Below are 22024 nucleotides of genomic sequence, written 5' to 3'. Positions count from 1 at the left end.
ATGGGAAACCTCTACCTTGTGCGCCATGGCCAGGCCTCGTTTGGCGCGGATGATTACGACCAGCTCAGCCCACGCGGCCAGGAACAGGCCGTGCGTCTGGGTGAATACTGGCGTGAGCGAGGTCTGAAGTTCGACGCCGTCTATGCGGGCACGCTCAAGCGCCATCAGCAGACGCTGGCCGGCATCGTCCAGGGCCTGGGCAGCGCTTCCAGCCTCGAGGCACAAAGCCGACCCGGACTCAACGAGTACGACAGCGAAGCCCTGCTACGCGCGATTCACCCAGCCCCCCTGCCCAGGCCCGATACGCCCGAGCTGTACCGCTATCATTTCCGCCTGCTGTGCGACGCACTGGCGCAATGGATGGGAGGCACCATCAGCCCGCAGGGCATGCCCGACTGGAACGGCTTTGCGGACGGCGTGCACCAGGTGCTCGAGGAGATACGCCACCAGCACAGCGGCCAGAACGTGCTGCTGGTCAGCAGCGGCGGCCCCATCTCCACTGCCGTGGGCCAGGTGCTTGGCACCGCGCCCGAGGTGACCATCGCCCTCAATATGCGACTGCGCAATATTGCCGTGACGGAGTTCAGCATCAGCCCCAAGCGCCTAATGCTGCAAAGCTTCAACACGCTCAACCATCTCGATAGCGCCGAATACAGAAGCTGGATCACCAGCGCCTGACTCTCCTCAGGCCCGGAGCCGGCCAACGCAAGGTGCTACAAAGCAGCAATGGACTCCATCTTTCTCAGTCTTGGCGATACGGCGCTGACGCTTGAAATAGGCGCGCAGCAGCACCGGCTGCCCATCGGCATCGCCACCCTGGTCAAGGCCTTTGCCCACCGCATGCCCAATGCGCTGATGCTGGAAAACGCGATTGCCGATGTCGAGGATGCCGTCATGCCGGCCGGGCGCTGGCTGCCTGCAGGCGCCAGCCTGCTGCAAACGACAGACCCGCTGCTGCGGCAACTGATCCATGGCGCCACGGCCGACCCGCAAGCCACCCAGGCGTCACGCGAAGCCATCGAGAACCTGTTCGAGCTGCTGGCTCGCCAGGCCCAGCAGCCTGGCCATGCCGATCCGCAGCTGCCGCAGTTCCCCGGGCATGCCGCCGCACTGCTGATCGTGCGCGAGGCCATGCATCACTGGGGACTGGATACCCTGCAAGCAAGCGGTAACTAGCCATACCTGTGCGGCATAGCAGACAGAACGCTTTGCGGCTGCCTCCGGGCATCTTTCGGCGGCACACTCTCGGAATAAAAGTTTCAGACAGAAGGACAAGCATGAAACGCCGCAGTTTTACCCAATCCCTGATCAGTGCCGCAGCGGGGGCTGCCCTGCTGACCGGGTTTGCCGCCACCGCCCAGGCCGAAGGCCTGTCCAACCGTCCCATCCGCATCGTCGTTCCTTTCGGGGCCGGCGGCGTGGCCGATGTGACGGCCCGTGTGGTGGCCCAGCAGTTGTCCACCCAGCTCGGCCAGCCCGTGGTCATCGACAACAAGCCCAGCGCGGGCGGTATCGTGGCGGCCGACACCGTGGCCAAGGCTGCGCCCGACGGCCATACGCTGTTTCTCATGTCCAACGGCAGCGCCGTCACGGTGAATCTGTTCAACAATCTGCCCTTCGACATGGTCAAGGACCTGACGCCCATCTCCACGCTGGGCTACTTTGACATCGGCGTCATCACCGATGCCAAATCGCCCTTCAAGAATTTGGGCGAGCTCGTGAGCTATGCCAAGGCCAATCCCGGCAAGCTGAATCTGGGCAGCATCAACGTGGGCAGCACCCAGCACCTGGCGGCCGAGTTGTTCAAGACCACGGCCGGCATCGATGCACAGATCGTGCCCTTCAACGGCACGCCCGCCGTGGTGACCGCGCTGCGCGGCAAGCAGATCGATGCGGCCGTGGAAATTCTCACGCCCATCATGGGCCAGATCAATTCCAAGGCCGTGAACCTGCTCGCGGTGACGGGCGAGAAGCGCTCGCCGCTGCTGCCCAATGTGCCCACGGCCCAGGAATCCGGCGTCAAGGGCTTTGTGGCCTCGTCCTGGAATGCGCTGGCTGCACCCTCCAAGACGCCCGCCCCCGTGATCGCACGCCTGAACAAGGAAATCAACACGGCCGTCAACAACCCCGAGGTCGCCAAGAAGCTGCGCGAGCTCAATGTGCAGGCCCAGGCCAGCACGCCAGAGCAGACTGCCAAGCTGCTGCAGTCGGAAATCAAGCGCTGGGGCGATGTCATCACCACGGCCAAGATTCCGAAACAATAAGCTCCCCCTATGGCGCTGGCGCGCCCTCCCCCTCTCTCGCTTCGCGGGAGGGGGACAACGCCTTCGCCGCGAGGCGGCTCTTGCTCGGCGTCTCTGAGTTAGATTGCGCCAGTTTTAGAGTGGTTTGGGTTGATTCTCTACGGTGCTCAAGGGTAGGTCATGAATCTCCCCCAGCAGCCTGACCAGGCCCTGCGCCGATGAATGCACCATGGCCGCACCGCGCTCGGCCGTCGCGGCGGCGGAGTTGCCCACGGCTCCTGCCGGGTTGTAGTCCTCGATGGCCCAGCCCAGCTTGGCGCTGCGGCCATTGCCGATGAAGTGGTATTTGCCGGCCCGCTGCTCAGAGCTGGAAGCGAAGTTATGCGCACGTTCCATATGCACGGTCTCGGGCGCCAGGTGCAGCAGCATTGAGGTCTCCACTTCGCCGCCGTGAATGCCGAAGCGATGCTCATGCGCGCAGAACTGCTGGTTGGCCGCATCGTCCACCAGCCCGAACCAGCTGGCGCTGTAGACCAGCAGGCCATGCCGGATGCGCAGCTCGCGCGCAACGATGTCCATCACGCTGACCTGGCCGCCATGACCGTTGAGCAGCAGCAACTTCCTGATGCCGGCGCGCGCCACGCAGGCGCCCAGCTCCGTCCACAGTGCAATCAGCGTGGCCGGCTGCAGGCTCAAGGTGCCCGCATAGTTCGTATGCTCAACCGAAAAACCGATGTTCTGCGGCGGCAGAAACAGCACCGGCAGCTCGGCTGGCAGCTGCGCCAGAGCGGCATCGATGACGCCCTCTATCAGGCAGGCATCCACCGACAGCGGCAGGTGCGGCCCATGCTGCTCCACCGCCGCCACGGGCAGCACGGCCACGGTGTCTGCGGCCAGGCCATTGCTCTGGGCCAGGGCAAAGTCATGGGCCGAAGCCTGGGCCCAGAAGCGCGAGGGCCAGCGGGCAAGCGCGCTTGCGGGAGTGGTCGGAGTATTGCTCATGGCCATCATCGTAGCTGCGCCAGCGCCCCGAAACCACCACATGCCCCGGATTCCGGGCCCACCGCCCGTCAACCGCAACCAGCCGACATGCCCCACAATGGGCCGATGCCTGAAGCCTCCGCCAGCGCCCCGCGCCAGAGTGCGCGCACCGCCAACTCCAAGCCCCAGACCCGCGACCTGACCCAGGGCCCGATTGCCCGCACCTTGCTGGTCTTTGCCCTGCCGATCCTGGCCGGCAATGTGCTGCAGTCGCTCAACGGCTCAGTCAATGCCATCTGGGTGGGCGGTCACCTGGGCGAGGCCGCGCTGACGGCCACCGCCAATGCCAACAACGTGATGTTTGCGCTGATCGGTGCGGTGTTCGGCATCAGCATGGCAACCAATATCCTGATCGCCCAGAGCATGGGGGCGAAAAACATCGCGCAGGCCAAACGTGTGCTTGGCACCAGCGCTACGTTTTTTGGTGTTGTCTCACTGCTGATTGCCGTCCTGGGCTGGCCGCTGTCGCGCCATCTCATGCAATGGATGAGCACGCCCGAAGCGGCCTTGCCGCTGGCCGAGGCCTATCTCCAGATCATCTTTCTGGCCATTCCGCTGCTGTTCATGTTCAGTTTTGTGACGGCGGCCCTGCGCGGCGCGGGAGACACCCGAACGCCGTTCTGGTTTCTGCTCATCGTCGTGGCGCTGGACATGGCCCTCAACCCTCTGCTGATCTTTGGCTGGGGACCCGTGCCGCGCATGGGCATCCAGGGCTCGGCAATGGCCACGCTGATTGCCAATGCCGTGAGCTTTGCGGCCCTGCTGGGCTGGTTGCGTCTGCGCCGCCATCCCTTGTGGATAGGTCGCCGGCAGCTGGGGCTGTTCAAGCCCGATCTGACGATTGTGCGCACTCTGGTGGTCAAGGGCCTGCCCATGGGCGTGCAGATCGTGATGATCTCGCTGGCCATGATCGCCATGATCTCCATGGTCAACGAGCATGGCGTGCAGACGGCATCCGCCTATAGCGCCGCGCTGCAGCTGTGGACCTATGTGCAGATGCCGGCCATGGCCATAGGCGCCGCCTGTTCGTCCATGGCGGCGCAGAACGTGGGCGCGGGCCTCTGGAAGCGTGTCAGCGCCACGGCCAATGCCGGCATGCTGGGCAATCTTCTGCTGACCGGCAGCCTGATCGTCCTCATCGTGCTGCTGGACCGTCATGTGCTGGGCTGGTTTCTGCCCGGCGGCAGCCCCTCCCTGGAGGTGGCCCGCCACCTCAACCACATTGCCATTGGCTCCTTCCTCTTCTTCGGCGTGACCTTTGTGCTGGCCGGCGTGGTGCGCTCCACGGGGGCCGTCATGGCGCCGGTGCTGATTCTGGCGATTGCCATGTGGGGGATACGCGTTCCCGTGGCGCGCTGGCTGCAACCCGTGATGGGCGTGGATGCCATCTGGTGGAGCTTTCCCATCAGCTCCGTCTGCTCCATGCTGATGATGCTGGCCTATTACCGCTGGGGCAACTGGCGCAAGGCGCACATGCTGCCAGCCCAGGCCGCCATGCCGGCTGCAGAGCCGGCCCGGGAACAGACGCCGGCCGCAGAGCAAGCCGAAGCCCCCATGGACAGCGATGCATTGATAGCCCTGGCCGACCCCTGCGAGCGCATCGCCATCCCTGCCGAGGTGGGCGGCCAGCCGCCCAGTACCGTGGCCACCCTGGCCACGGATGCGGGTGCGGGTGCGCCACCGCGCGACGCTAACCCAGGGTGATGCCCCTTTCCTTGACGACGCGCTTCCAGCGCTCGTGGTCGGCGGCGATGAGCCGTCCGAACTCCTGGGGCGTGCTGCGTCGCGTCAGGTAGTTGTAGCCGGCCAGCCTGGCCGTCACATCGGGCATCTGCATGATCCTGTCCATCTGCTGGGCCAGATAGCCCACGATCTCCTGCGGCGTGCCCTTGGGCGCCAGCAGGCCCGACCAGGAACTGAAATCCATGCCACTGACACCCAGCTCGCGTAATGTTGGCACCTGCGCAAAGGTCGGTGCACGCTGGGGCAGCAGTACGGCCAGGGCCTTGACCTTGCCCGCGCGAATCATTTCCACCGAGGTGAAGGAGTCAAACGAGAAGTCCACCTCGCCCGCCACCACGGCCTGCATCTGAGCGCCAGTGCCCTTGTACTGGGCATTGACGATGCCGGGCACCTCGACCACCTTCTTGAACTGTTCGGTGATCAGCGAGATCATGCTGCTGCCCGAGGAGGCACTCAGCGGCCGGCCCTGCTTGGCCATGGCGATCAGCTCCTGCATGCTGTTGACGGGCAGGTCCTTGCGCGCAATCACCACAAAACCGACATCGCACAGATGACTGATGGGCTCGAAGCTAGCCAGCGCCTCGTAGCCGGTCTTGTAGAGCACGGGACTCAGGGTCTGCGCTCCTGCCGTGTTCATCAACAGCGTGCAGCCATCGGGTGCGGCGCGGGCTGCCAATTCGGAGCCGATGACCCCGTTGGCGCCGCCCTTGTTGTCGACCACAAAGGACTGGCCCGTGATTTCGCCGAGCTTCTGCATGGCAAGCCTCGCCACCACGTCCGTGGTGCCTCCGGCCGGAAACGGCACGATGACCCGTACCGACTTGTCCGGATAGGCTGGCGCAGCGACCGCATGCCAGGGCAGCGCGATGGCAGCACAGGCAGTCGAGGTGGCAAGAAAGCGGCGGCGTGAGGTATTCACCATAATGCTTGTCTCCTGTAATTGCCCGGCAACGGACTCCTGCGACCGGCTCCGGCTGCGGGCTGTTTGAGCCTTGTTGGCCGGGCCATGATGGAGTCCGCCCGCGCCTTCTGTCCAATACCATGCGCCTATGCAAGCATTGGTTTTGCCAATCGGCCGCCCCCGTGCAGGGAACCAAAAACACCGCCACAGACTCCCACCGTCCGCCATGTCTTCTCAAGCCCTTTTCCTGACCACCGGACCCCGCAGCCTCTCGCAGCGCCTTTCACTCTGGCTAATGCTGGCGCTGACCGTCTGGGTCTGTGCCTTCTCCACCGGTGCCGGCGCGCAGATCTTGCTCAAGAATGCGGCTTCGGGTGGCGCCACCGTGCAGACGCCGCGCGTGCAGGCCGAGCTGGTGGCCCAGACCCCCGAGGGCATCACCGCCGGGCAGGTCTTCTGGCTGGGGTTGAAGATCACCCACCAGCCCGAATGGCATACCTATTGGAAGAATGCCGGCGACTCGGGCCTGCCCACGGTGCTGCATTGGCAGTTGCCCCCGGGCCTGGAGGCTGGCCCCATCGCCTGGCCACTGCCTCATGCGCTGCGCGTAGGGCCCCTGGTCAATTATGGCTATGAGGACACGGTGCTGCTGCCCGTACCCATCAAGGTCGCGGCCGACTTCAAGGCACCGGCCTCTGGCATGGTCGACGTGGGCCTGGCCGCCGAATGGCTGGTCTGCCGCGTGGAATGCATTCCAGAGTCCGGGAATTTCCAGCTGCAGATCCCCGTTCAGAGCAGCAGCGCTGCGCAAAACCATGCCTTTGTGCAAGCCCAGGCCGGCCAGCCCCAGACGCTGAGCCAGGGCGGCCAGGCCCTTGTCGAGCCCGGCAAGACCGAAGGCTCGAACCTGCCCGACGACCGTGTGACGCTGCGCATACCCGGACTGCCCGCCAGCCTGAAGGGCAAGACACTGGAGTTCTATCCCGAGAACGCCGACACCTTCAAGCATGCCGCAGAGTCGGGCAAGGACTGGAAGCAGCACTGGGACGGTGACGTCTGGGTGGGCGAAAACATGCCTCTGTCCGATATGCGCGGCGAAACCGCAGCGCAACTGGCCGTGGTGCTTGCCCTGCCGCCCGCTGAGCGCGCTGCGGCGCTGGAGCGGGGCGAAAGCGCTGGCTGGCGCAGCGAGCTGGCCGTGCAGGGCCGCTGGAGCGCCCCCGCGCTCGCAGGCGTTCCCCCGGCCCTGGCCGCAGCGCTGGAGGCCAACAGGACCGCTTCACAGACCATACCTGCGGGCAATACGGCCAGTGCAGGCAGCCTCTGGGCGGCCCTGCTGGGCGGCCTGATCGGCGGTCTGATCCTCAACCTCATGCCCTGCGTGTTTCCCGTGCTGGCCATCAAGGTACTGGGGTTTGCGGTGCATGGCCAGAACCGCCAGGCCCAGAAACTGGGTGGCCTAGCCTATGCCGCCGGCGTGGTGCTGTCCTTTGTAGCACTCGGCGCACTGCTGCTGGGCCTGCGCGCGGCCGGTCAGCAACTGGGCTGGGGCTTCCAGCTGCAGTCGCCCGTGGTGGTATCGCTGCTGGCAGCGCTGTTCACCGTGCTGGGACTGAATCTGGCCGGCTGGTTCGAGTTCGGCAGTCTGCTGCCCAGCAGCATTGCCAGCGCCCAGGCACGCAACCCGATACTGGACTCCTTTCTCTCCGGCGTGCTGGCCGTAGCCATTGCGTCTCCCTGCACGGCGCCCTTCATGGGTGCCTCTTTGGGCTTTGCCATCGATATGCCTGCGGCGCAGGCGCTGACGGTGTTTGCCGCACTGGGCTTGGGCATGGCCCTGCCCTATCTGCTGGCCAGCCTCGTGCCCGCCGTCGTGAGCTGGCTGCCCCACCCCGGTCCCTGGATGCAAACCTTCCGCCACGCCATGGCCTTCCCCATGTTTGCCACCGTGGTCTGGCTGGTCTGGGTGCTGGGCCACCAGGGCGGCATGGATGCCGCCGCGGCTCTGCTGGCCCTGCTGCTGGTGCTGGCCGCGCTGATCTGGACCCTGGGCCTGCGCGGCAAGAGCCGCATGAGCCTCGGCGCCATCGCCTTGCTGCTGGCCGTTGGCGTGGCCTATTACGCCGTGCCGCTGATCAAGGCCGAGCCTGTGGATCAGGTCAGGGCACAGGCCGGCGAACTCTGGCAACCCTGGTCGGCAGACAAGGTTCAGTCTGCCCAGACCTCTGGCCAGCCGGTGTTTGTGGATTTCACGGCCGCCTGGTGCGTGACCTGCCAGGTCAACAAGCGCACCACGCTGAGCAATGCCGAGGTGCTGGCAGCTTTCGAACAGCGCAAGGTGCAGCTGCTGCGCGCCGACTGGACACGCCAGGACCCGGCCATCACCCAGGCACTGCAATCACTGGGACGCAGCGGCGTCCCCGTCTATGTGCTGTACCTGCCCGGCAAGCCGCCGGTGGTGATGAGCGAGCTGCTCTCTAAGAGCGAAGTGCTGGACGCGCTAAAGCAGATCTAGGCCGCTCTCGCGCGCCGGTCGCTGCGCCCCCTCATGCCTGCTGCAGCTCCTCGTGCAAGCAGAGGTAATTGCCTTCCGTGTCCTTGAACCAGGCGGCTTTCTCGGCTCCCAGCACGCAGACATGCGTCGATGGTCTTGAAATCGGGAAAGTCATAGTCTTCAAACACCACGCCCCGGCTTTTCAGCTCCCGAATGCTCGCGGCGATATGGGACACCTGGAAGCTGATCGCCGTGTGCTCGGCCTTGGTGCCTCCAGGCTTGGGAAACAGGGCCAGGGCGCTGCCGCCCACCCGATAGACGAATTTCCCGTCGGGTCGCAGCTCCCCGGGCTGCAGACCCAGGCATTCCTCGTAGAAAGCGCGGGCCCGCGACAGATCCATTACCGGCAGCATCGTCGTCACCGCAGATTGTAAGCATAAGAACTCCTTTGCCCGGCGCCCCAAGTCGAGCAGACCAAGCTTAGTCTCGTGGGCCGGCAGAAGCCAGAGTCGGCGGGTTTCATGAGCCTGGCGCAATCAACTTTACGACTCGGCACACCAGTCTCGCCCTGTCAAACCGGCGGGTTCCAGTCTGGCTTCGGTTCGCGCTGGAACGCGACTCCAAGCACGAGCGCAGCACCTATGGCACAAACCGGACAAAAGCTCTAGACTGGAATTGCCCACAAGCCAGGCACAACCGCAGTTTTCGGCCTTTGCCAGCCTTGCACGCGTTGACTGCTGCGGACCGCCTGAACTGCACAGGAGGTAAGCCATGCATGCCAACCTTATCCATCAGCCGTCTCACAAACGTCTTTGCCTGTTGCGTGCACTGGCGCTAGCCAGCCTGGCCATTGCCGGTCTGGCCCTGCCCTTTGCCTGGGACATCCTAGCCAGCATCAACAGCATGCCCAAGATGCATTGGCTGCAGCAGATACTGGCACAGGCACCGGCCTTCAGCTGGCTGATGATGTTTGTCTGGGGCGGAGCCATACCACTGGTCTTGCTCAAGAGCATGGACCAGACCCCCTCGCACAAGCTGCGCACCACGGTGGTGATGCTGGTCCTGATGTGGGTCGCCGTCACCTGGTATGTGCACATGCCGGCCAGCAATCAGTGCACCGCGCTCTATGCTTCCTGGGAATGGGCCTGCTCGGTTCTCCAATGGGGCTACAGCATGAGTCTGGTGCTGTCCATTGCCGCCTACGCTTTCCTCATGCTGGGCCTGATGGTTACCGCGCTGGGCCTGTTTGCCGAAGGCCTGGAAGATGAGCCCAGCCACGCCGCATAGCACGCCCGCCCAAGCAAAAAGCCTGCGACATCGGCCGCAGGCTTTTTGATTTCTGCTCCCGCCTCAAGCCTTCATGCGCCCGAACAGGCGGCGATAGCGAGAAGGCAGATCCTGCATGCGCATCATGATGGGCAGATCGGCGGTATTGAAGTCGCTATCCCAGGCAGGTGCCCCCAGCACCTTGGCGCCGGCGCGCAGATAGCCCTGAATCAGCGCTGGCGGCTCGACCTTCAGCGCATCCACCGAGACATTGCTGATACATGCCAGCTCTTCGGGCAGCGCCACCCGCGGGCGCACCTGCAACTCGGGCTCGGCCAGATGGCTCTGGCGCAGTTGCTGCCAGATGCGTGCCGGGCCTTCGCCATGGGCCAGACCGGGGTACTGCATGGGAATGCTGGCGCAGCCCACCATGGCCTCCAGTTGGTTGCGCTGCATGAACTCGGCCAATGCCCCCCAGAGCGCCAGAATCACGCCGCCTTGGCGATGCTCCGCATGCACGCAACTGCGTCCCAGCTCCACCATCTGTGCGCGCCAGGCGTTGATGGGCGAGAGGTCGAACTCCTGATCGCTGTACAGACCGCCGGCGCGCTGGGCCTGAGCGGGAGTCAGCAGACGGTAGGTGCCGATCACCTTATTCTGCTCTTCATCACAGACCATCAGATGCTCGCAGAAATCGTCAAAGACATCGATGTCGTGACCTGCCACGGGCGTCTGAAGCACAGCACCCATTTCTTCGGCAAAGATCTGATAGCGCAGGCGCTGGGCCTGGCGAACCTCGTCCAGATGACGGGCCCAACGCACCTGCAGGCGCAAAGCGGGCGCTGCAGCGTGTGCGGGACTGGCGGGGCGATGGGAAAGCGAGGGAGCCGATGACGGTGTCGTCGCGATGCTCTGGCCATTCAGCGCATCAAGAATCTCGGGATGCCTCATGTCTGCTTTCCTCCGGTGTTGGACGCAGTTGGCGGCCTGCCTGTGCCACACGGTGTGTCTGCGTGGCGTCATTGTGGAAAACACAGATGAAGCCCGCGCGACACTTGGATGACGGTTGCATGACAAACCATGGCAGCCACCATCCCTGCACAGAGAGCTGAATTGCTGCTCGGGATTGTGGTGAATGGGAAAGCCGGAGTGGGCGACAATCGACATATGAGTTTCGCCCCCCTGACCAATGACACCTTCCTGCGCGCATGCCGTCGCCAGGCTACTGACTACACGCCCCTGTGGCTGATGCGCCAGGCGGGACGTTACCTGCCCGAGTACAAGGCCACCCGCGCCAGGGCCGGCAGCTTCATGGGTCTGGCCACCAATGTGGACTACGCCACCGAGGTGACTCTGCAGCCGCTGGAACGCTTCCCTCTGGACGCGGCCATTCTGTTCAGCGACATCCTGACCGTGCCCGACGCCATGGGCCTGGGCCTGTCGTTCGCCGAAGGCGAAGGTCCGCGCTTTGCCAAGGTCGTGCGCGACGAGGCTGCCGTGGCCGAGCTGGCGGTGCCCGACATGGACAAGCTGCGCTATGTGTTTGACGCCGTCACCAATATCCGCAAGGCGCTCAACGGCCGTGTGCCCCTGATCGGCTTCTCGGGCAGCCCCTGGACTCTGGCCTGCTACATGACCGAGGGCAAGGGCAGCGATGACTACCGCACCGTCAAGTCGCTGATGTACTCGCGCCCCGACCTGATGCACCGCATCCTGGCAGTCAACGCCGACAGCGTGGCCGCCTACCTGAACGCCCAGATCGATGCCGGCGCCCAGGCCGTGATGATTTTTGACAGCTGGGGCGGCGTGCTGGCTGACGGCGCTTTCCAGGAATTCAGCCTGGCCTATACCAAGCGCGTGCTGGCTGGTCTCAAGCGCTCCGGTGTGGACGGCAGCGACGTGCCCCGTATCGTCTTCACCAAGGGTGGAGGCATCTGGCTGCCCGACATGAAGGACATCGACTGCGAAGTGCTGGGTCTGGACTGGACGGCCAATCTGGGCAAGGCTCGCGCCATCGCGGGCGGCGAGATCGGCGGCCCCGGCAAGGCGCTGCAGGGCAATATCGACCCCAATGTACTGTTTGCTGCGCCCGAGCAGGTCGCCGCCCAGGCGCGTGCCGTGCTGGACAGCTTTGGCAAGCCCCATACCGACAAAAGCACCACCGGCCCCACCCACATCTTCAATCTGGGTCATGGCATCAGCCAGTTCACCCCGCCCGAACATGTGGCCGCGCTGGTCGAAGCTGTGCACAAGCACTCGCGCCTGCAGCGCGCTCAGGGCTGATTCCCGCTGCAACAACGGCCTTGCCGGGCGTTTGTTGCAGCATCACAAGCTCGTATCACCCAAGCGGATCAAGTGGTTATTGGACGACAATTCCTGGCCTGCGACGCAGAGCAATAGCGGCAAGCCATTGATTTCAAACCACTAAATATCAAAACCCTCGAAATTCGGCGCCAGCAGTGTTTGGCGCTTTTTTATTCTTTCATTTCCTCCTGCCTCGATTGAAGGAAGTTATCCACATGTGGATGTTCCGAGGAGGCATCAGGTCTCGCGGATGCTTGCATTCCTGCTATTTTTTTGGGAAGTTAAAGACTTTGCACCATGGTTTGCGCGCAGTTAAGTTTAGGGAGCTTCTCGGTTGACAGTGCCTCGCCACCTGATTTATGCACAGATCTGGCAAGGCAGAGTCCCTGCATGCGCCCCGTCCGCCCCATCTCGGAAAAGCACCAAAAATACATATAAGTATTTGTTTTTAATATATTAATTACTGATGTATTCAGTTCTCCTGCTGGCTTCCAGATGCGAATCGGACTTGACTGGAGCTTTGGCGCATATTTTTTCTCACAAAGTTATCCACAGAGCGCAAAGCCTTGGCAGGCCTCAAAATCTGCTATAGCTCTGAGGAGCTGCGGCCCTGGCAGCACTTTCCCCTTATCCCAGCCCATGTCCCATACCGCTTACGTTGCCGTCCAGACCCCTGCCCATAGCGCCGTAGGTGATCTGTTGAGCTACGGCAGCGACGCGCCACTGGAGCCCGGCACGCTGGTACGCGTTCCCCTGGGAAAAAGGGAGTTGCTGGGCGTGGTCTGGGATACGCCGGCCGCCCCCGAAGCGATTCCCGATGGTGTGGAGCTGCGCAGCATTGCAGCCCAGCTGCAGGGCATAGCGCCGCTGGACCAGGCCTGGCGACGGCTGGTGGCCTTTGCCGCCTACTATTACCAGCGCAGCCTCGGCGAAATCGCCGTCGCCGCCCTGCCACCACAATTGCGTGAGATGTCGCCCGAGCAACTGGCCCGGCGGCTGGCTCCGCCCAAGACAACCAAGACGCCAGCCGGCAAGCGCAGGAAGACACTGGCCGCCGAAGCAGCACCGGCGAGCGCCGCGACGGCGGCTCACACACCTGACGCCGGCAGCGCAATGCCTTTGGTCGCGCTCAGCTCCGAGCAGTCCTCGGTTTTCGAGCAGATTGAGCAAAGCCCCGGCCCCTTCCTGCTCTATGGCAGCACCGGCAGCGGCAAGACCGAGGTTTATCTGCGCGCCGTCCAAGCCATGCTGGATGCCAGGCCCGAGGCACAGGCCCTGGTGATGGTGCCCGAGATCAACCTCACGCCGCAGCTGGAAGAGCGCTTCATCGCCCGCTTCGTGCCACAGTACGGCACGGAGGCCGTTGTCAGCATGCACAGCGGCATGACCAACCCGCAGCGCCTCAAAAGCTGGCTGGCCGCGCACACGGGCCGCGCCCGCATCGTGCTCGGTACACGCATGGCTATTTTTGCCAGCGTGCCGCAACTGGCGCTGATCGTGGTCGATGAAGAGCACGATGCCAGCTACAAGCAGCAGGAAGGCGCGCGCTACTCGGCGCGCGATCTGGCCATCTGGCGCGGCCGTGATACCGGTGCCAAGGTCATCCTGGGCAGCGCCACGCCATCGCTGGAAAGCTGGCATGCCTCTGACCCCGCAGTCGGCCGCTACCTGCGCCTGCATATGCCCAGCCGTATTGGCGCGGCCGGCTCAGGCGCGGCCGGTCTGCCCAGGGTGAGAATGGTGGACATGGGCCAGCAACCCAGGCGCGCCGTGTTCTCGCCACCGCTGATCGAGGCCATTACCGAGCGCGTCAAGCGCGGCGAGCAAAGCCTGATCCTGCTCAACCGCCGCGGCTTTGCCCCCGTACTATTCTGCGCCGACTGCAACTGGAAGAGCGACTGCCCCCATTGCAGCGCCCACCAGGTCTTTCACAAGGGCGACCGCACCCTGCGCTGCCACCACTGCGGCTTTACCCAGCGCGTGCCATTTGCCTGCCCCAGCTGCGGCAACCCCGACATCCTGCCGCTGGGCAAGGGCACGGAGCAGCTGCAGGAAGAGCTGGAGCGGCTGCTGCGCAATGTGCAGCGTCCCGACGGCAATCCGGCCCGCGTGGCGCGCATCGACGCCGACACCACCAAGGCCAAGGGCAGCCTTGAGCAGCAACTGGCCCAGGTGCATGCCGGCGATGTGGATGTGCTGGTCGGCACCCAGATGGTGGCCAAGGGCCATGACTTCCGGCGCATCACGCTGGTGGCCGCCGTTCAACCCGACAGCGCGCTGTACTCCAGCGACTATCGCGCCCCGGAGCGGCTGTTCTGCCTGCTGATGCAGGCCGCCGGGCGCGCCGGGCGCGATGCGCAATATGTGAAGGCCCAGGGCAGCCATCCGGAGATGTGGATTCAAAGCCACGACCCGCAGAACGCCGTCTACACCGCACTGCGCAAGCATGACTATCCGGCGTTTGCCAGGCAGCAGCTCAAGGAACGGTTGGATGCCGGCATGCCGCCCTATGCATTTCAGGCCATAGTCCGGGCCGATGCGCGTACCCAGGAAGCTGCCCAGGCTTTCCTGAATGCCGCCACCCTGGTCGCCAGAGAGGCCAAGCTGCCTTATCTGGACGAGGTGTTCATCTACCCGCCCATCCCCATGGCGGTGCAGCGCGTGGCCAATGTGGAGCGTGCCCAGATGCTGCTGGAAGCCACAAACCGCAGCGCCCTGCTGCGCTTTCTGAATGCCTGGCAGCAGTATCTGCACTGGCTGCGCACTCTGCCCGAGCACAGGCCCCTGGTGCGCTGGCTGGTGGATGTGGATCCGCTCAGCATCTAAAGCCGCTGAAAATTTAAGGGTTTTAAGTCTTAAGCCCTTTACCCATAAGCGCTGACAGCTATCAATTTATATAAACCACAGGCGCCTGGCAAATCCATCGGGATTTGCGCGAATGGGCAAGCCGGCATGGCTATTGCATGGTGTGAGGCTCGGCTCCACAAGAGGCCGTTTCATTCAATCACGGAGCACTACTTCATGCAAAAACAAGTCTTCCGCCAGTCCTTGCTGGCTGCCACCATTGCCGTTCTGGGCATTCTGTCCGCCCCGGGCGCAGCCCTGGCGCAGGATGCATCGCCTGCGGCCGCGCAGGCGGCCAAGGCGCAGGCAGCCAAGCCCAACGTGGTGGTGCTGGCCACGGGCGGCACGATTGCGGGTGCCGGTGCCTCGACCGTCAACAGCGCCACCTACACGGCCGCCAAGGTCCCTGTGGACAAGCTGCTGGCTGGCCTGCCCGAGCTGGCCCAGATCGCCAATGTGCGCGGCGAGCAGGTGTTCCAGATCGCTTCCGAGAGCTTCACCAACGACAATCTGCTGACACTGGCCAAGCGCGTCTCGCAGCTGGCCAAGCAGCCTGATGTGGACGGCATCGTCATCACCCACGGCACGGACACGCTGGCCGAGACCGCCTACTTCCTGAGTCTGACCGTGCACACCGACAAGCCCATTGCCGTGGTCGGCAGCATGCGCCCGGGAACGGCCTTGTCCGCCGATGGCGCGCTGAACCTGGTCAATGCCGTCAGCGTGGCCGGCTCCAAGGACGCCAAGGGCAAGGGCGTCTTCGTCACCATGAATGACGAGATCAACACCGCCCGCGATGTGAACAAGGACATCAACATCCAGACCGGTGCCTTCAAGAGCCAGTGGGGCCCGCTGGGCATGGTGGTCGAGGGCAAGAACTACTGGTTCCGCGCCCCCGTCAAGCGCCACACCATGAACTCCGAGTTCAATATCGACAACATCGACAAGCTGCCCCAGGTGGACATCGTCTATGCCTATGGCAGCGTCCAGCCCACGGCCGTGAATGCCCTGGTCGATGCCGGCGCCAAGGCCATCGTCCATGCCGGCACCGGCAATGGCTCGGTGGCCGACCGCATGGTCAAGCCGCTGCAGGATGCCCGCGGCAAGGGCGTGCTCGTCGTGCGCTCGTCACGCGTGCCCTACGGCTTTGTGCTGCGCAATGCCGAGCAGCCCGACGACAAGTACGACTGGGTGGTCGCCCACGATATGCGCCCCGAAAAGGCACGCCTGCTGACCATGCTGGCACTGACCAAGGGCGCCAACACCAAGGAACTGCAGCGGATGTTCTGGGAGTATTGAACATTCCCCCCTGAGGCGCTGACGCGCCTTCCCCCTCTCTGGCGCTGAGCGCCGGAGGGGGACGACAGCCTCGCTGCGGGGTGGCGGGGCCGCCTAGGCCCTTGCTCGCTGTCTCTTTCGAAAGGGATCTGCATAAGCAAGGGGGGTTAAAAAGCATGAAAAGCGGTTTGCGCAGGCTGGTCTTGCGCAAGCCGCTCTTGTTTTTGATCAGGTCATCAGCGCCACGGCGGCGGAGAAGCTGAGGAAGGCCAGGCTGGTCGATACCAGGATGATGCGCGCCACGCGACCGCTGTGGGCGCCGTAGCGCTCGGTCAGCAGCGACACATTGCTGGCCGAAGGAAGAGCCGCCAGCAGCACCAGCACCACCAGGGTTTCGTGCTGGAGCCCCAGGCCCATGGAGATCGCGGCCAGTCCGACGGCCCAGACCAGCAGCGGATGGACGACCAGCTTGGCCAGCGCAACCGGCACATAGTCCCGCGCTGCCACGCGCTCGTGGCTGTTCATCTGCGAGCGCGCCAGCACGGCGCCTATGGTGAACAAGGCCACTGGTGAAGCCGCTGCCGCCAGCATGGCCACGGTCTTGTCCACCGGGCCGGGCAATACCCAGCCCATGGCCGACGCCAGACCGCCCAGCAGAATCGACCAGGGCATGGGATTGGACGCCATGCCCTTGAGCGAATTGCGCACCGCCAGCCAGATCCCTTGCCCTCCCGCCAGATCGAGGCGGGACAGCGCAATGCAGGCCGAGGTGGTGATGACCATGTCGATGGCCATGGTCACGATCACTGGCCCCGCGCTCTGCGCGCCCAGCAGCGCCGCCAGCATGGGAACGCCCATGAAGCCGGTGTTGGGAAACGCGGCCACCAGAGCGCCGAATGCGGCATCGTTCCAGCCCAGGCGTCTGCGTGTCAGCAGCACGGTCGCGCCTACCATCAGCACCGCACAGAGCAGATAGACCAGGGTGACGTTGATGTCGAGCAGCTGATGAATCGGTGTCTGCGCGCCAAAGCGGTACAGCATGCAGGGCAGTGCGAAGTACAGCACAAAGGCATTGAGGCCGGGGATCGCTGCCTGGGGCAGAATGCCGCGCCATGTGGCGGCAAAGCCGCAAGCCACCAGCGCAAAGAAGGGAAAGGTGATGAATAGAACGGACAGCACCGGCAAATTGTGACAGCGTGCTGTGGCAGACCTCTCAGAGCCTTCGATGAAAATTTTTCAGTGCCGCCCGGGTTCACAAAACAAAGCCTGCGCAAGGCAGGCTACTGTGACGAGTGCAAGGACTGCGCGTCAGAGCTTGAGCTCCTTTTCCACATCGGCAGTCTTGCGGCGCGCCAGTGCCAGATTGGCGCGGGCCTTGTCCAGCACCAGATAGAAGAACACGCCGTCGTTGGCGGCCACGGGACGGATGATGTGATACTGCTTGCCCAGAGTGATCAGGATGTCGTCGATCTGGTCGTTGAGATTGAGCATGCGCATGGTCTTGAGCTTGGCGCGCACCACCTCGGTGTTGCCGGCCGCAGCCAGCTCCATGTCCACGCCGCCGCCGACGCTGCCCATCAGCATGCCGCTGGCGCTGTCCACGAGAGCACCACAGACGGCGCCGTCTGTGGTCATCAAAGCGTTCAGAGAATCCTGGATAGAGGCCATAAATCCACCTTTTTGAAAAGCAAGACAAGGAACCCGTGCGCAGTATGCGCACCCACTCGGACTCAGAACTTCAGTGAACCTGTGATCAGGAAGGCAGGTACCCTGTGGCAACCTCGCCGGCCGCCCAAAGCGCGCGGCCCAGCAAGGCGTTCTGATCGACCACCAGACAGAGAACGGCCGGGAAAGAGCCATTCACCGCCTGGAAGACCACGGTGCCCGACTCCGTCTCGAAGGTCAGGCGCTTGCAATCCTTGTGACCGATTTCATTGGCCACGGCCCTGGCCATGGCCATCAGCGAGCCCGCCATGGCCGACAGCCGCTCGGTCGGCAACTCGCTGCGAATGCGCAGTGCGGCAATCTCGAAGCCGTCAGGGGTACAGAGCAAGGCGATATGGACGCCTGCAACCGGGGCAACCACACGCGCCAGGATTTCCTGGCCGGCCTGCACCGCATGGGCCGGAATCACAAGAGAGGTATGGGTATTCATAGGGTCTGACTTTGCAGGGACAGCAGTGACGCCAGCACGCTCAGCGCATCCAGCATCTGCTGGCGATCACGTGGGTCGGCTTCAATCAGTGGGGTGATCTCATGGCCTCTAGCCACCAGGGCCGAGCTGAATGCCTCCAGCCTTGCTTCGCTGGCGCTGCGGCAGCTGAGAATGAGCATCAGGGGAGCCTGCTCCAGCTCCGCGATCCCCGTCAGCATCTCGCTGGCGTAATCCTCCGCGCCCGCGTCGTTGACATCCAGCATCAGCAGCGCCCCAACCGACGCCGAGAGCACCCAGCGGCGCACGAAATCGAAACGATCCTGGCCGGGACTGCCCACCAGCTGCAGTCGCTCGCCCGAGCCCAGATCAATCTCACCAAACTCCGCCCCTACCGTGGTGAACTCCTTGCTGTGTGCAGCCCTGTCCAGGTTGCGCACATCGCTGCCTGCCATGAGCTCCCCGCACAGGCTGCGCAGCGCCGTGGTCTTACCTATGCCCATGGGCCCAAGCAGACTCACCCGCAGCAGGCCCTGGCCGGGCTGCATGGGCATGAAAGATGTCATGTGCGTCCTCCACGGCTAATCCAGCTCGTCAGTTTGCTGACCCATTGGAGCGTCACCGAAGTGGCGGCCTGCCTTGGGGTGCTTGATTTGCGTGCGTCCGCAGGCTGCTCGGGGCCGCGAGGACTGCAGTGCAGGACGGCCTGAAGCTGAGGCAGGGACAGCAGGGTCGATAGCTGCGGCATTTCGATGCCGGCGTGCTCGGCCAGCGATCTGGCATCGATGGGCCCGCGCGCGAGCAGCGCCAGCACGCGCATGTGCAGCGCACTGTTGGCGCTGCCAGGCAAGGCGACCCAGGACTTGATCTGAAAGCGGTGCGGACAGTCGGCCCCCTGCTGCTGAAGCTCCTGCAGGGCACGCTGCAGCGACAGGGGTGCATCGGTCCTGTGCCGGGCTCTCCAGTCCATGAGGAAAACCGCTGCGCGATCGAGCATGTCGATCAGGTCGGACAGCGTAAAGTCCGCATCAAGATGTGCCGCCCAGCCCTGGGAAGAACGCCCCAGCGGCTGCATGGCAGGCTCGCCACCGAGATAGACTACGCACGGGGCTCTCGCCTCTGCCCTGGCCAGCAGGCTCTCCAGCCCTTCGATCACCAGCACTTCGGCCGCCTGGCGCGGAACCTGACGCCAGGCGGAAAGCGACTTGCGCGCGGCCACGGCGAACAGCGCTTCAAAGCGTTGCTGCACGGCAGGCGTCCAAAGTTCTGCGGCCAAGCTCACTTCACCGATGGTTCTCGCCATGCACAGCACCCTGACTGTTGAGGAAAAGACAATGAATCCCTCAACCACCGAAAATTCGCTGGCGCTCTCGGGATCAAGGCCGGACACGAGGCAATCTTCACGCTACACAACTAACACCTTATTACAACAATTATTCAAGTAACAGCAGAGCGCATGTGTAGGTGAAATGCTCGCTGAGTCCCTGATTTTTGTCAGTTGTGAGCGCTGTCATCAGGGCTCTTCACGGTGAAGCGGTATGCTCCCAGTCCTTGTTTTTGATGATGGGTCACTCTGCTTCATGTCTGCTGGTCTCAACCTCGCTCAGCTCCAGGCCGTGCATTACACCGACGGTCCATGCCTTGTTCTGGCAGGTGCCGGATCGGGCAAGACCCGGGTGATTACGCACAAGATAGGCCGCCTGATCGAAACCGGTCTGCCGCCACGCCGCATTGCCGCCATCACCTTTACCAACAAGGCCGCTGCCGAAATGCGCGAGCGCGCCGCAGGTCTGATCGGCCGCCAGGCCAAGGAGGTGCTGATCTGCACCTTCCACTCGCTGGGCGTGCGCATGGTGCGCGAGGACGGCCACATCCTCGGTCTCAAGCCCCAGTTCAGCATTCTGGACACCGACGACGTCACCGGCATCCTCAAGGACTGCGCAGGCGGCACCACCGATGTGGCGACCGCCCGCCAGTGGCAGTGGACCATCAGCGGCTGGAAGAACCAGGGCTGGGACAGCCGCAAGGCCCTGGCCATGGCGCAGGACGACAACGAGCGCAGCACCGCTCTCATCATGCAACGCTATGAAGAGCGCCTGACCGCCTACCAGAGCGTGGACTTCGACGACCTGATCGGCATGCCCATGCGACTGCTGCGCGGCCACCCCGAGGTGCGTGAGAAATGGCAGCGCCTGCTGGGCCATGTGCTGGTGGACGAGTACCAGGACACCAATGCCACGCAGTACGAGCTGCTGAAATTCCTGGTGGGCGAGCGCGCCCACTTCACGGCCGTGGGAGACGACGATCAGTCGATCTACGGCTGGCGCGGAGCCACGCTAGACAACCTCAAGAAGCTGCCGGTGGACTTTCCGCAGCTCAAGGTCATCAAGCTGGAGCAGAACTACCGCTCCACCAGCGCCATCTTGCGCGCCGCCAACAATGTGATCGGCCCCAACCCCAAGCTGTTTCCGAAGACACTGTTTTCGGAACTCGGCGAGGGCGAACCCGTGCGCATCGTCGACTGCGACACCGAAGAGCACGAGGCCGAGCGTGCCGTGGCCCGCATTCAGAGCCTGCGCGCCAATATGAACCCGCAGCCCGCGTGGAAGGACTTCGCCATCCTCTACCGCGCCAATCACCAGGCCAAGCCCTTCGAGAAGGCGCTGCGCAAGGCCAACATCCCCTACAAGGTCTCGGGCGGCACCAGCTTTTTCGACCGCGCCGAGATCAAGGACCTGTGCGCCTGGTTCCGCCTCTGGATCAACAACGACGACGACCCGGCCTTTCTGCGCTCCATAGGCACGCCCAAGCGAGGCATCGGTCACACCACGCTGGGCAAGCTCGGAGAGTTCTCCGCTGCGCACAAGCTCAGCATGTTCGGCTCGCTGTTCAATGCCATGCTGGAGGAGGCGCTGCCGCGCAAGGCCTTCGAAAGCCTGCTGGAATTCGGCCGCTATATCAACGACCTGGAATACCGCGCCCGCCACACCCTGGGCTTTGAAGCCTCGCGCAGCTTTCTGATCGACTGGCTCAAGGAAATTGGCTACGAACAGTATCTGTATGACAGCGAAGACAGCGAGTCCGTCGCCGCCGCTCGCTGGAGCAATGTGCTGGAGTTCTGCGACTGGATGGCCCAGCGCGCCGGCGGCCAGATCGAGGATGCCGCAGGCGCCGGCACACCGACCGAGGTCAAGAGCCTGCTGGAGGTCTCGCAGAACATTGCCCTGCTGTCCACCATCAGCGAGCGCGAGAAGGAGCAGGACATGGTCGTGCTCTCCACCCTCCATGCCTCCAAGGGCCTGGAATGGCCCCATGTCATGCAGGTCGGCGTCACCGAGGGCATGCTGCCGTTCAAGCTGGACGACGACGACGGCAAGCAGCAAAAGGTCAGCGATGAAACGGCGGCGCGGCTGCAGGAAGAACGCCGCCTGATGTATGTGGGCATCACCCGCGCCCAGCGTACGCTGGCCGTGAGCTGGACCAAGCGCCGCAAGAAAGGCCGCGAGATGGTGGCCTGCCAGCCCAGCCGTTTCATCAAGGAAATGGGCCTTGATGCGGCCACGGCCAAGGAGGACCCGCGCGAGAAGCTGCGCAAGCTGCGCGAGGAATTTGCCGCACGCAAGAACCAGGCGGCGCCGGGCGCCGCCAACTGAAGACCCGAGATGACTTTGAGAACTCTGATTTTCATAGCTGCCAGCGCTTTATCCCTAAGCGCTTGCGCCCAGTTTGACTCCAGATCAGCCAACACTTGCCCGCAA

The 22024-nt window shown here is 63.8% G+C and carries 18 protein-coding genes and 1 pseudogene; 10 read left to right on the top strand and 9 right to left on the bottom strand.

Annotated elements, in window-relative coordinates; genetic code table 11:
• From F3J24_RS23260 to F3J24_RS23250, 3 genes are all read left to right on the top strand, one after another.
• The gene (locus F3J24_RS23260) at positions 1–678 is read left to right on the top strand and encodes a histidine phosphatase family protein (RefSeq protein WP_167011048.1); all 678 of its coding nucleotides are present in this window, start codon (positions 1–3) and stop codon (positions 676–678) included.
• 48 nt (positions 679–726) lie between these two features.
• Complete coding sequence (locus F3J24_RS23255; protein ID WP_167011046.1) at positions 727–1176, top strand: hypothetical protein; 450 nt, start codon at positions 727–729, stop codon at positions 1174–1176.
• A gap of 101 nt (positions 1177–1277) precedes the next feature.
• Positions 1278–2264: a tripartite tricarboxylate transporter substrate binding protein gene (locus tag F3J24_RS23250; RefSeq protein WP_167011044.1), complete on the top strand. Its 987-nt coding sequence runs from the start codon at positions 1278–1280 to the stop codon at positions 2262–2264.
• Between the two features lie 114 nt (positions 2265–2378).
• Here F3J24_RS23250 and F3J24_RS23245 read toward each other — a convergent pair whose 3' ends face one another.
• Entirely contained in the window at positions 2379–3254 is an 876-nt protein-coding gene (locus F3J24_RS23245) for a creatininase family protein (RefSeq protein ID WP_167011163.1), read from the bottom strand.
• 96 nt (positions 3255–3350) lie between these two features.
• Here F3J24_RS23245 and F3J24_RS23240 point away from each other — a divergent pair, with 96 nt between their 5' ends.
• On the top strand, positions 3351–4988 hold the full coding sequence (locus F3J24_RS23240) for an MATE family efflux transporter (RefSeq protein WP_167011042.1): 1638 nt from the start codon (positions 3351–3353) through the stop codon (positions 4986–4988).
• Here F3J24_RS23240 and F3J24_RS23235 read toward each other — a convergent pair.
• On the bottom strand, positions 4975–5949 hold the full coding sequence (locus tag F3J24_RS23235; protein WP_167011040.1) for a tripartite tricarboxylate transporter substrate binding protein: 975 nt from the start codon (positions 5947–5949) through the stop codon (positions 4975–4977). The genes F3J24_RS23240 and F3J24_RS23235 overlap by 14 nt on opposite strands.
• A 205-nt stretch (positions 5950–6154) precedes the next feature.
• On the opposite strand from F3J24_RS23235, the gene F3J24_RS23230 reads away from it, so the two are divergent.
• Complete coding sequence (locus F3J24_RS23230; RefSeq protein ID WP_167011038.1) at positions 6155–8443, top strand: protein-disulfide reductase DsbD; 2289 nt, start codon at positions 6155–6157, stop codon at positions 8441–8443.
• A 31-nt stretch (positions 8444–8474) separates the two neighbouring features.
• Here F3J24_RS23230 and F3J24_RS23225 read toward each other — a convergent pair.
• Positions 8475–8835: pseudogene (locus F3J24_RS23225) on the bottom strand (VOC family protein).
• Between the two features lie 358 nt (positions 8836–9193).
• On the opposite strand from F3J24_RS23225, the gene F3J24_RS23220 reads away from it, so the two are divergent.
• Positions 9194–9709 (top strand): hypothetical protein, encoded by a 516-nt coding sequence (locus F3J24_RS23220; RefSeq protein ID WP_167011036.1) that lies wholly within the window; start codon positions 9194–9196, stop codon positions 9707–9709.
• 63 nt (positions 9710–9772) lie between these two features.
• On the opposite strand, the gene F3J24_RS23215 is transcribed toward F3J24_RS23220, so the two are convergent.
• Positions 9773–10639 carry a GNAT family N-acetyltransferase gene (locus tag F3J24_RS23215; RefSeq protein ID WP_043006507.1) on the bottom strand — a complete coding sequence of 289 codons (867 nt, stop codon included), beginning with the start codon at positions 10637–10639 and terminating at the stop codon, positions 9773–9775.
• 216 nt (positions 10640–10855) lie between these two features.
• Here F3J24_RS23215 and hemE point away from each other — a divergent pair, with 216 nt between their 5' ends.
• The 3 genes from hemE to F3J24_RS23200 all read left to right on the top strand — a co-directional run bounded on the left by hemE (position 10856) and on the right by F3J24_RS23200 (position 16135).
• Positions 10856–11971 carry a uroporphyrinogen decarboxylase gene (gene hemE, locus F3J24_RS23210; RefSeq protein ID WP_167011034.1) on the top strand — a complete coding sequence of 372 codons (1116 nt, stop codon included), beginning with the start codon at positions 10856–10858 and terminating at the stop codon, positions 11969–11971.
• A 660-nt stretch (positions 11972–12631) separates the two neighbouring features.
• Positions 12632–14818, top strand: coding sequence for a primosomal protein N' (priA, locus tag F3J24_RS23205; protein WP_167011032.1), 2187 nt, complete (start codon positions 12632–12634; stop codon positions 14816–14818).
• Between the two features lie 195 nt (positions 14819–15013).
• A complete protein-coding gene (locus tag F3J24_RS23200) occupies positions 15014–16135 on the top strand; it encodes an asparaginase (protein WP_167011030.1) in 1122 nt (373 codons plus the stop codon).
• 207 nt (positions 16136–16342) lie between these two features.
• Here F3J24_RS23200 and F3J24_RS23195 read toward each other — a convergent pair whose 3' ends face one another.
• The 5 genes from F3J24_RS23195 to F3J24_RS23175 all read right to left on the bottom strand — a co-directional run bounded on the left by F3J24_RS23195 (position 16343) and on the right by F3J24_RS23175 (position 19569).
• A complete protein-coding gene (locus F3J24_RS23195) occupies positions 16343–17293 on the bottom strand; it encodes an AEC family transporter (RefSeq protein ID WP_167011028.1) in 951 nt (316 codons plus the stop codon).
• 129 nt (positions 17294–17422) lie between these two features.
• A complete protein-coding gene (locus tag F3J24_RS23190) occupies positions 17423–17782 on the bottom strand; it encodes a hypothetical protein (RefSeq protein ID WP_003059256.1) in 360 nt (119 codons plus the stop codon).
• An 85-nt stretch (positions 17783–17867) separates the two neighbouring features.
• The gene (locus tag F3J24_RS23185) at positions 17868–18269 is read right to left on the bottom strand and encodes a roadblock/LC7 domain-containing protein (protein ID WP_167011026.1); all 402 of its coding nucleotides are present in this window, start codon (positions 18267–18269) and stop codon (positions 17868–17870) included.
• Positions 18266–18832 (bottom strand): ATP/GTP-binding protein, encoded by a 567-nt coding sequence (locus F3J24_RS23180; protein ID WP_167011024.1) that lies wholly within the window; start codon positions 18830–18832, stop codon positions 18266–18268. The genes F3J24_RS23185 and F3J24_RS23180 overlap by 4 nt, the downstream gene beginning before the upstream one ends.
• Positions 18829–19569: a hypothetical protein gene (locus F3J24_RS23175; protein WP_205244929.1), complete on the bottom strand. Its 741-nt coding sequence runs from the start codon at positions 19567–19569 to the stop codon at positions 18829–18831. The genes F3J24_RS23180 and F3J24_RS23175 overlap by 4 nt, the downstream gene beginning before the upstream one ends.
• 277 nt (positions 19570–19846) lie before the next feature.
• Between F3J24_RS23175 and F3J24_RS23170 the strand changes: the two genes are divergently transcribed.
• Positions 19847–21919 (top strand): ATP-dependent helicase, encoded by a 2073-nt coding sequence (locus F3J24_RS23170; protein WP_167011020.1) that lies wholly within the window; start codon positions 19847–19849, stop codon positions 21917–21919.
• Positions 21920–22024: the final 105 nt, after the last annotated feature.

Origin of the sequence: Comamonas sp. Tr-654 (assembly GCF_011752915.1) — a bacterium.
Classification (GTDB): domain Bacteria; phylum Pseudomonadota; class Gammaproteobacteria; order Burkholderiales; family Burkholderiaceae_C; genus Comamonas.
Note: the sequence above shows the minus strand (reverse complement) of the source record. Positions and strands in the feature narration are given on the sequence as shown.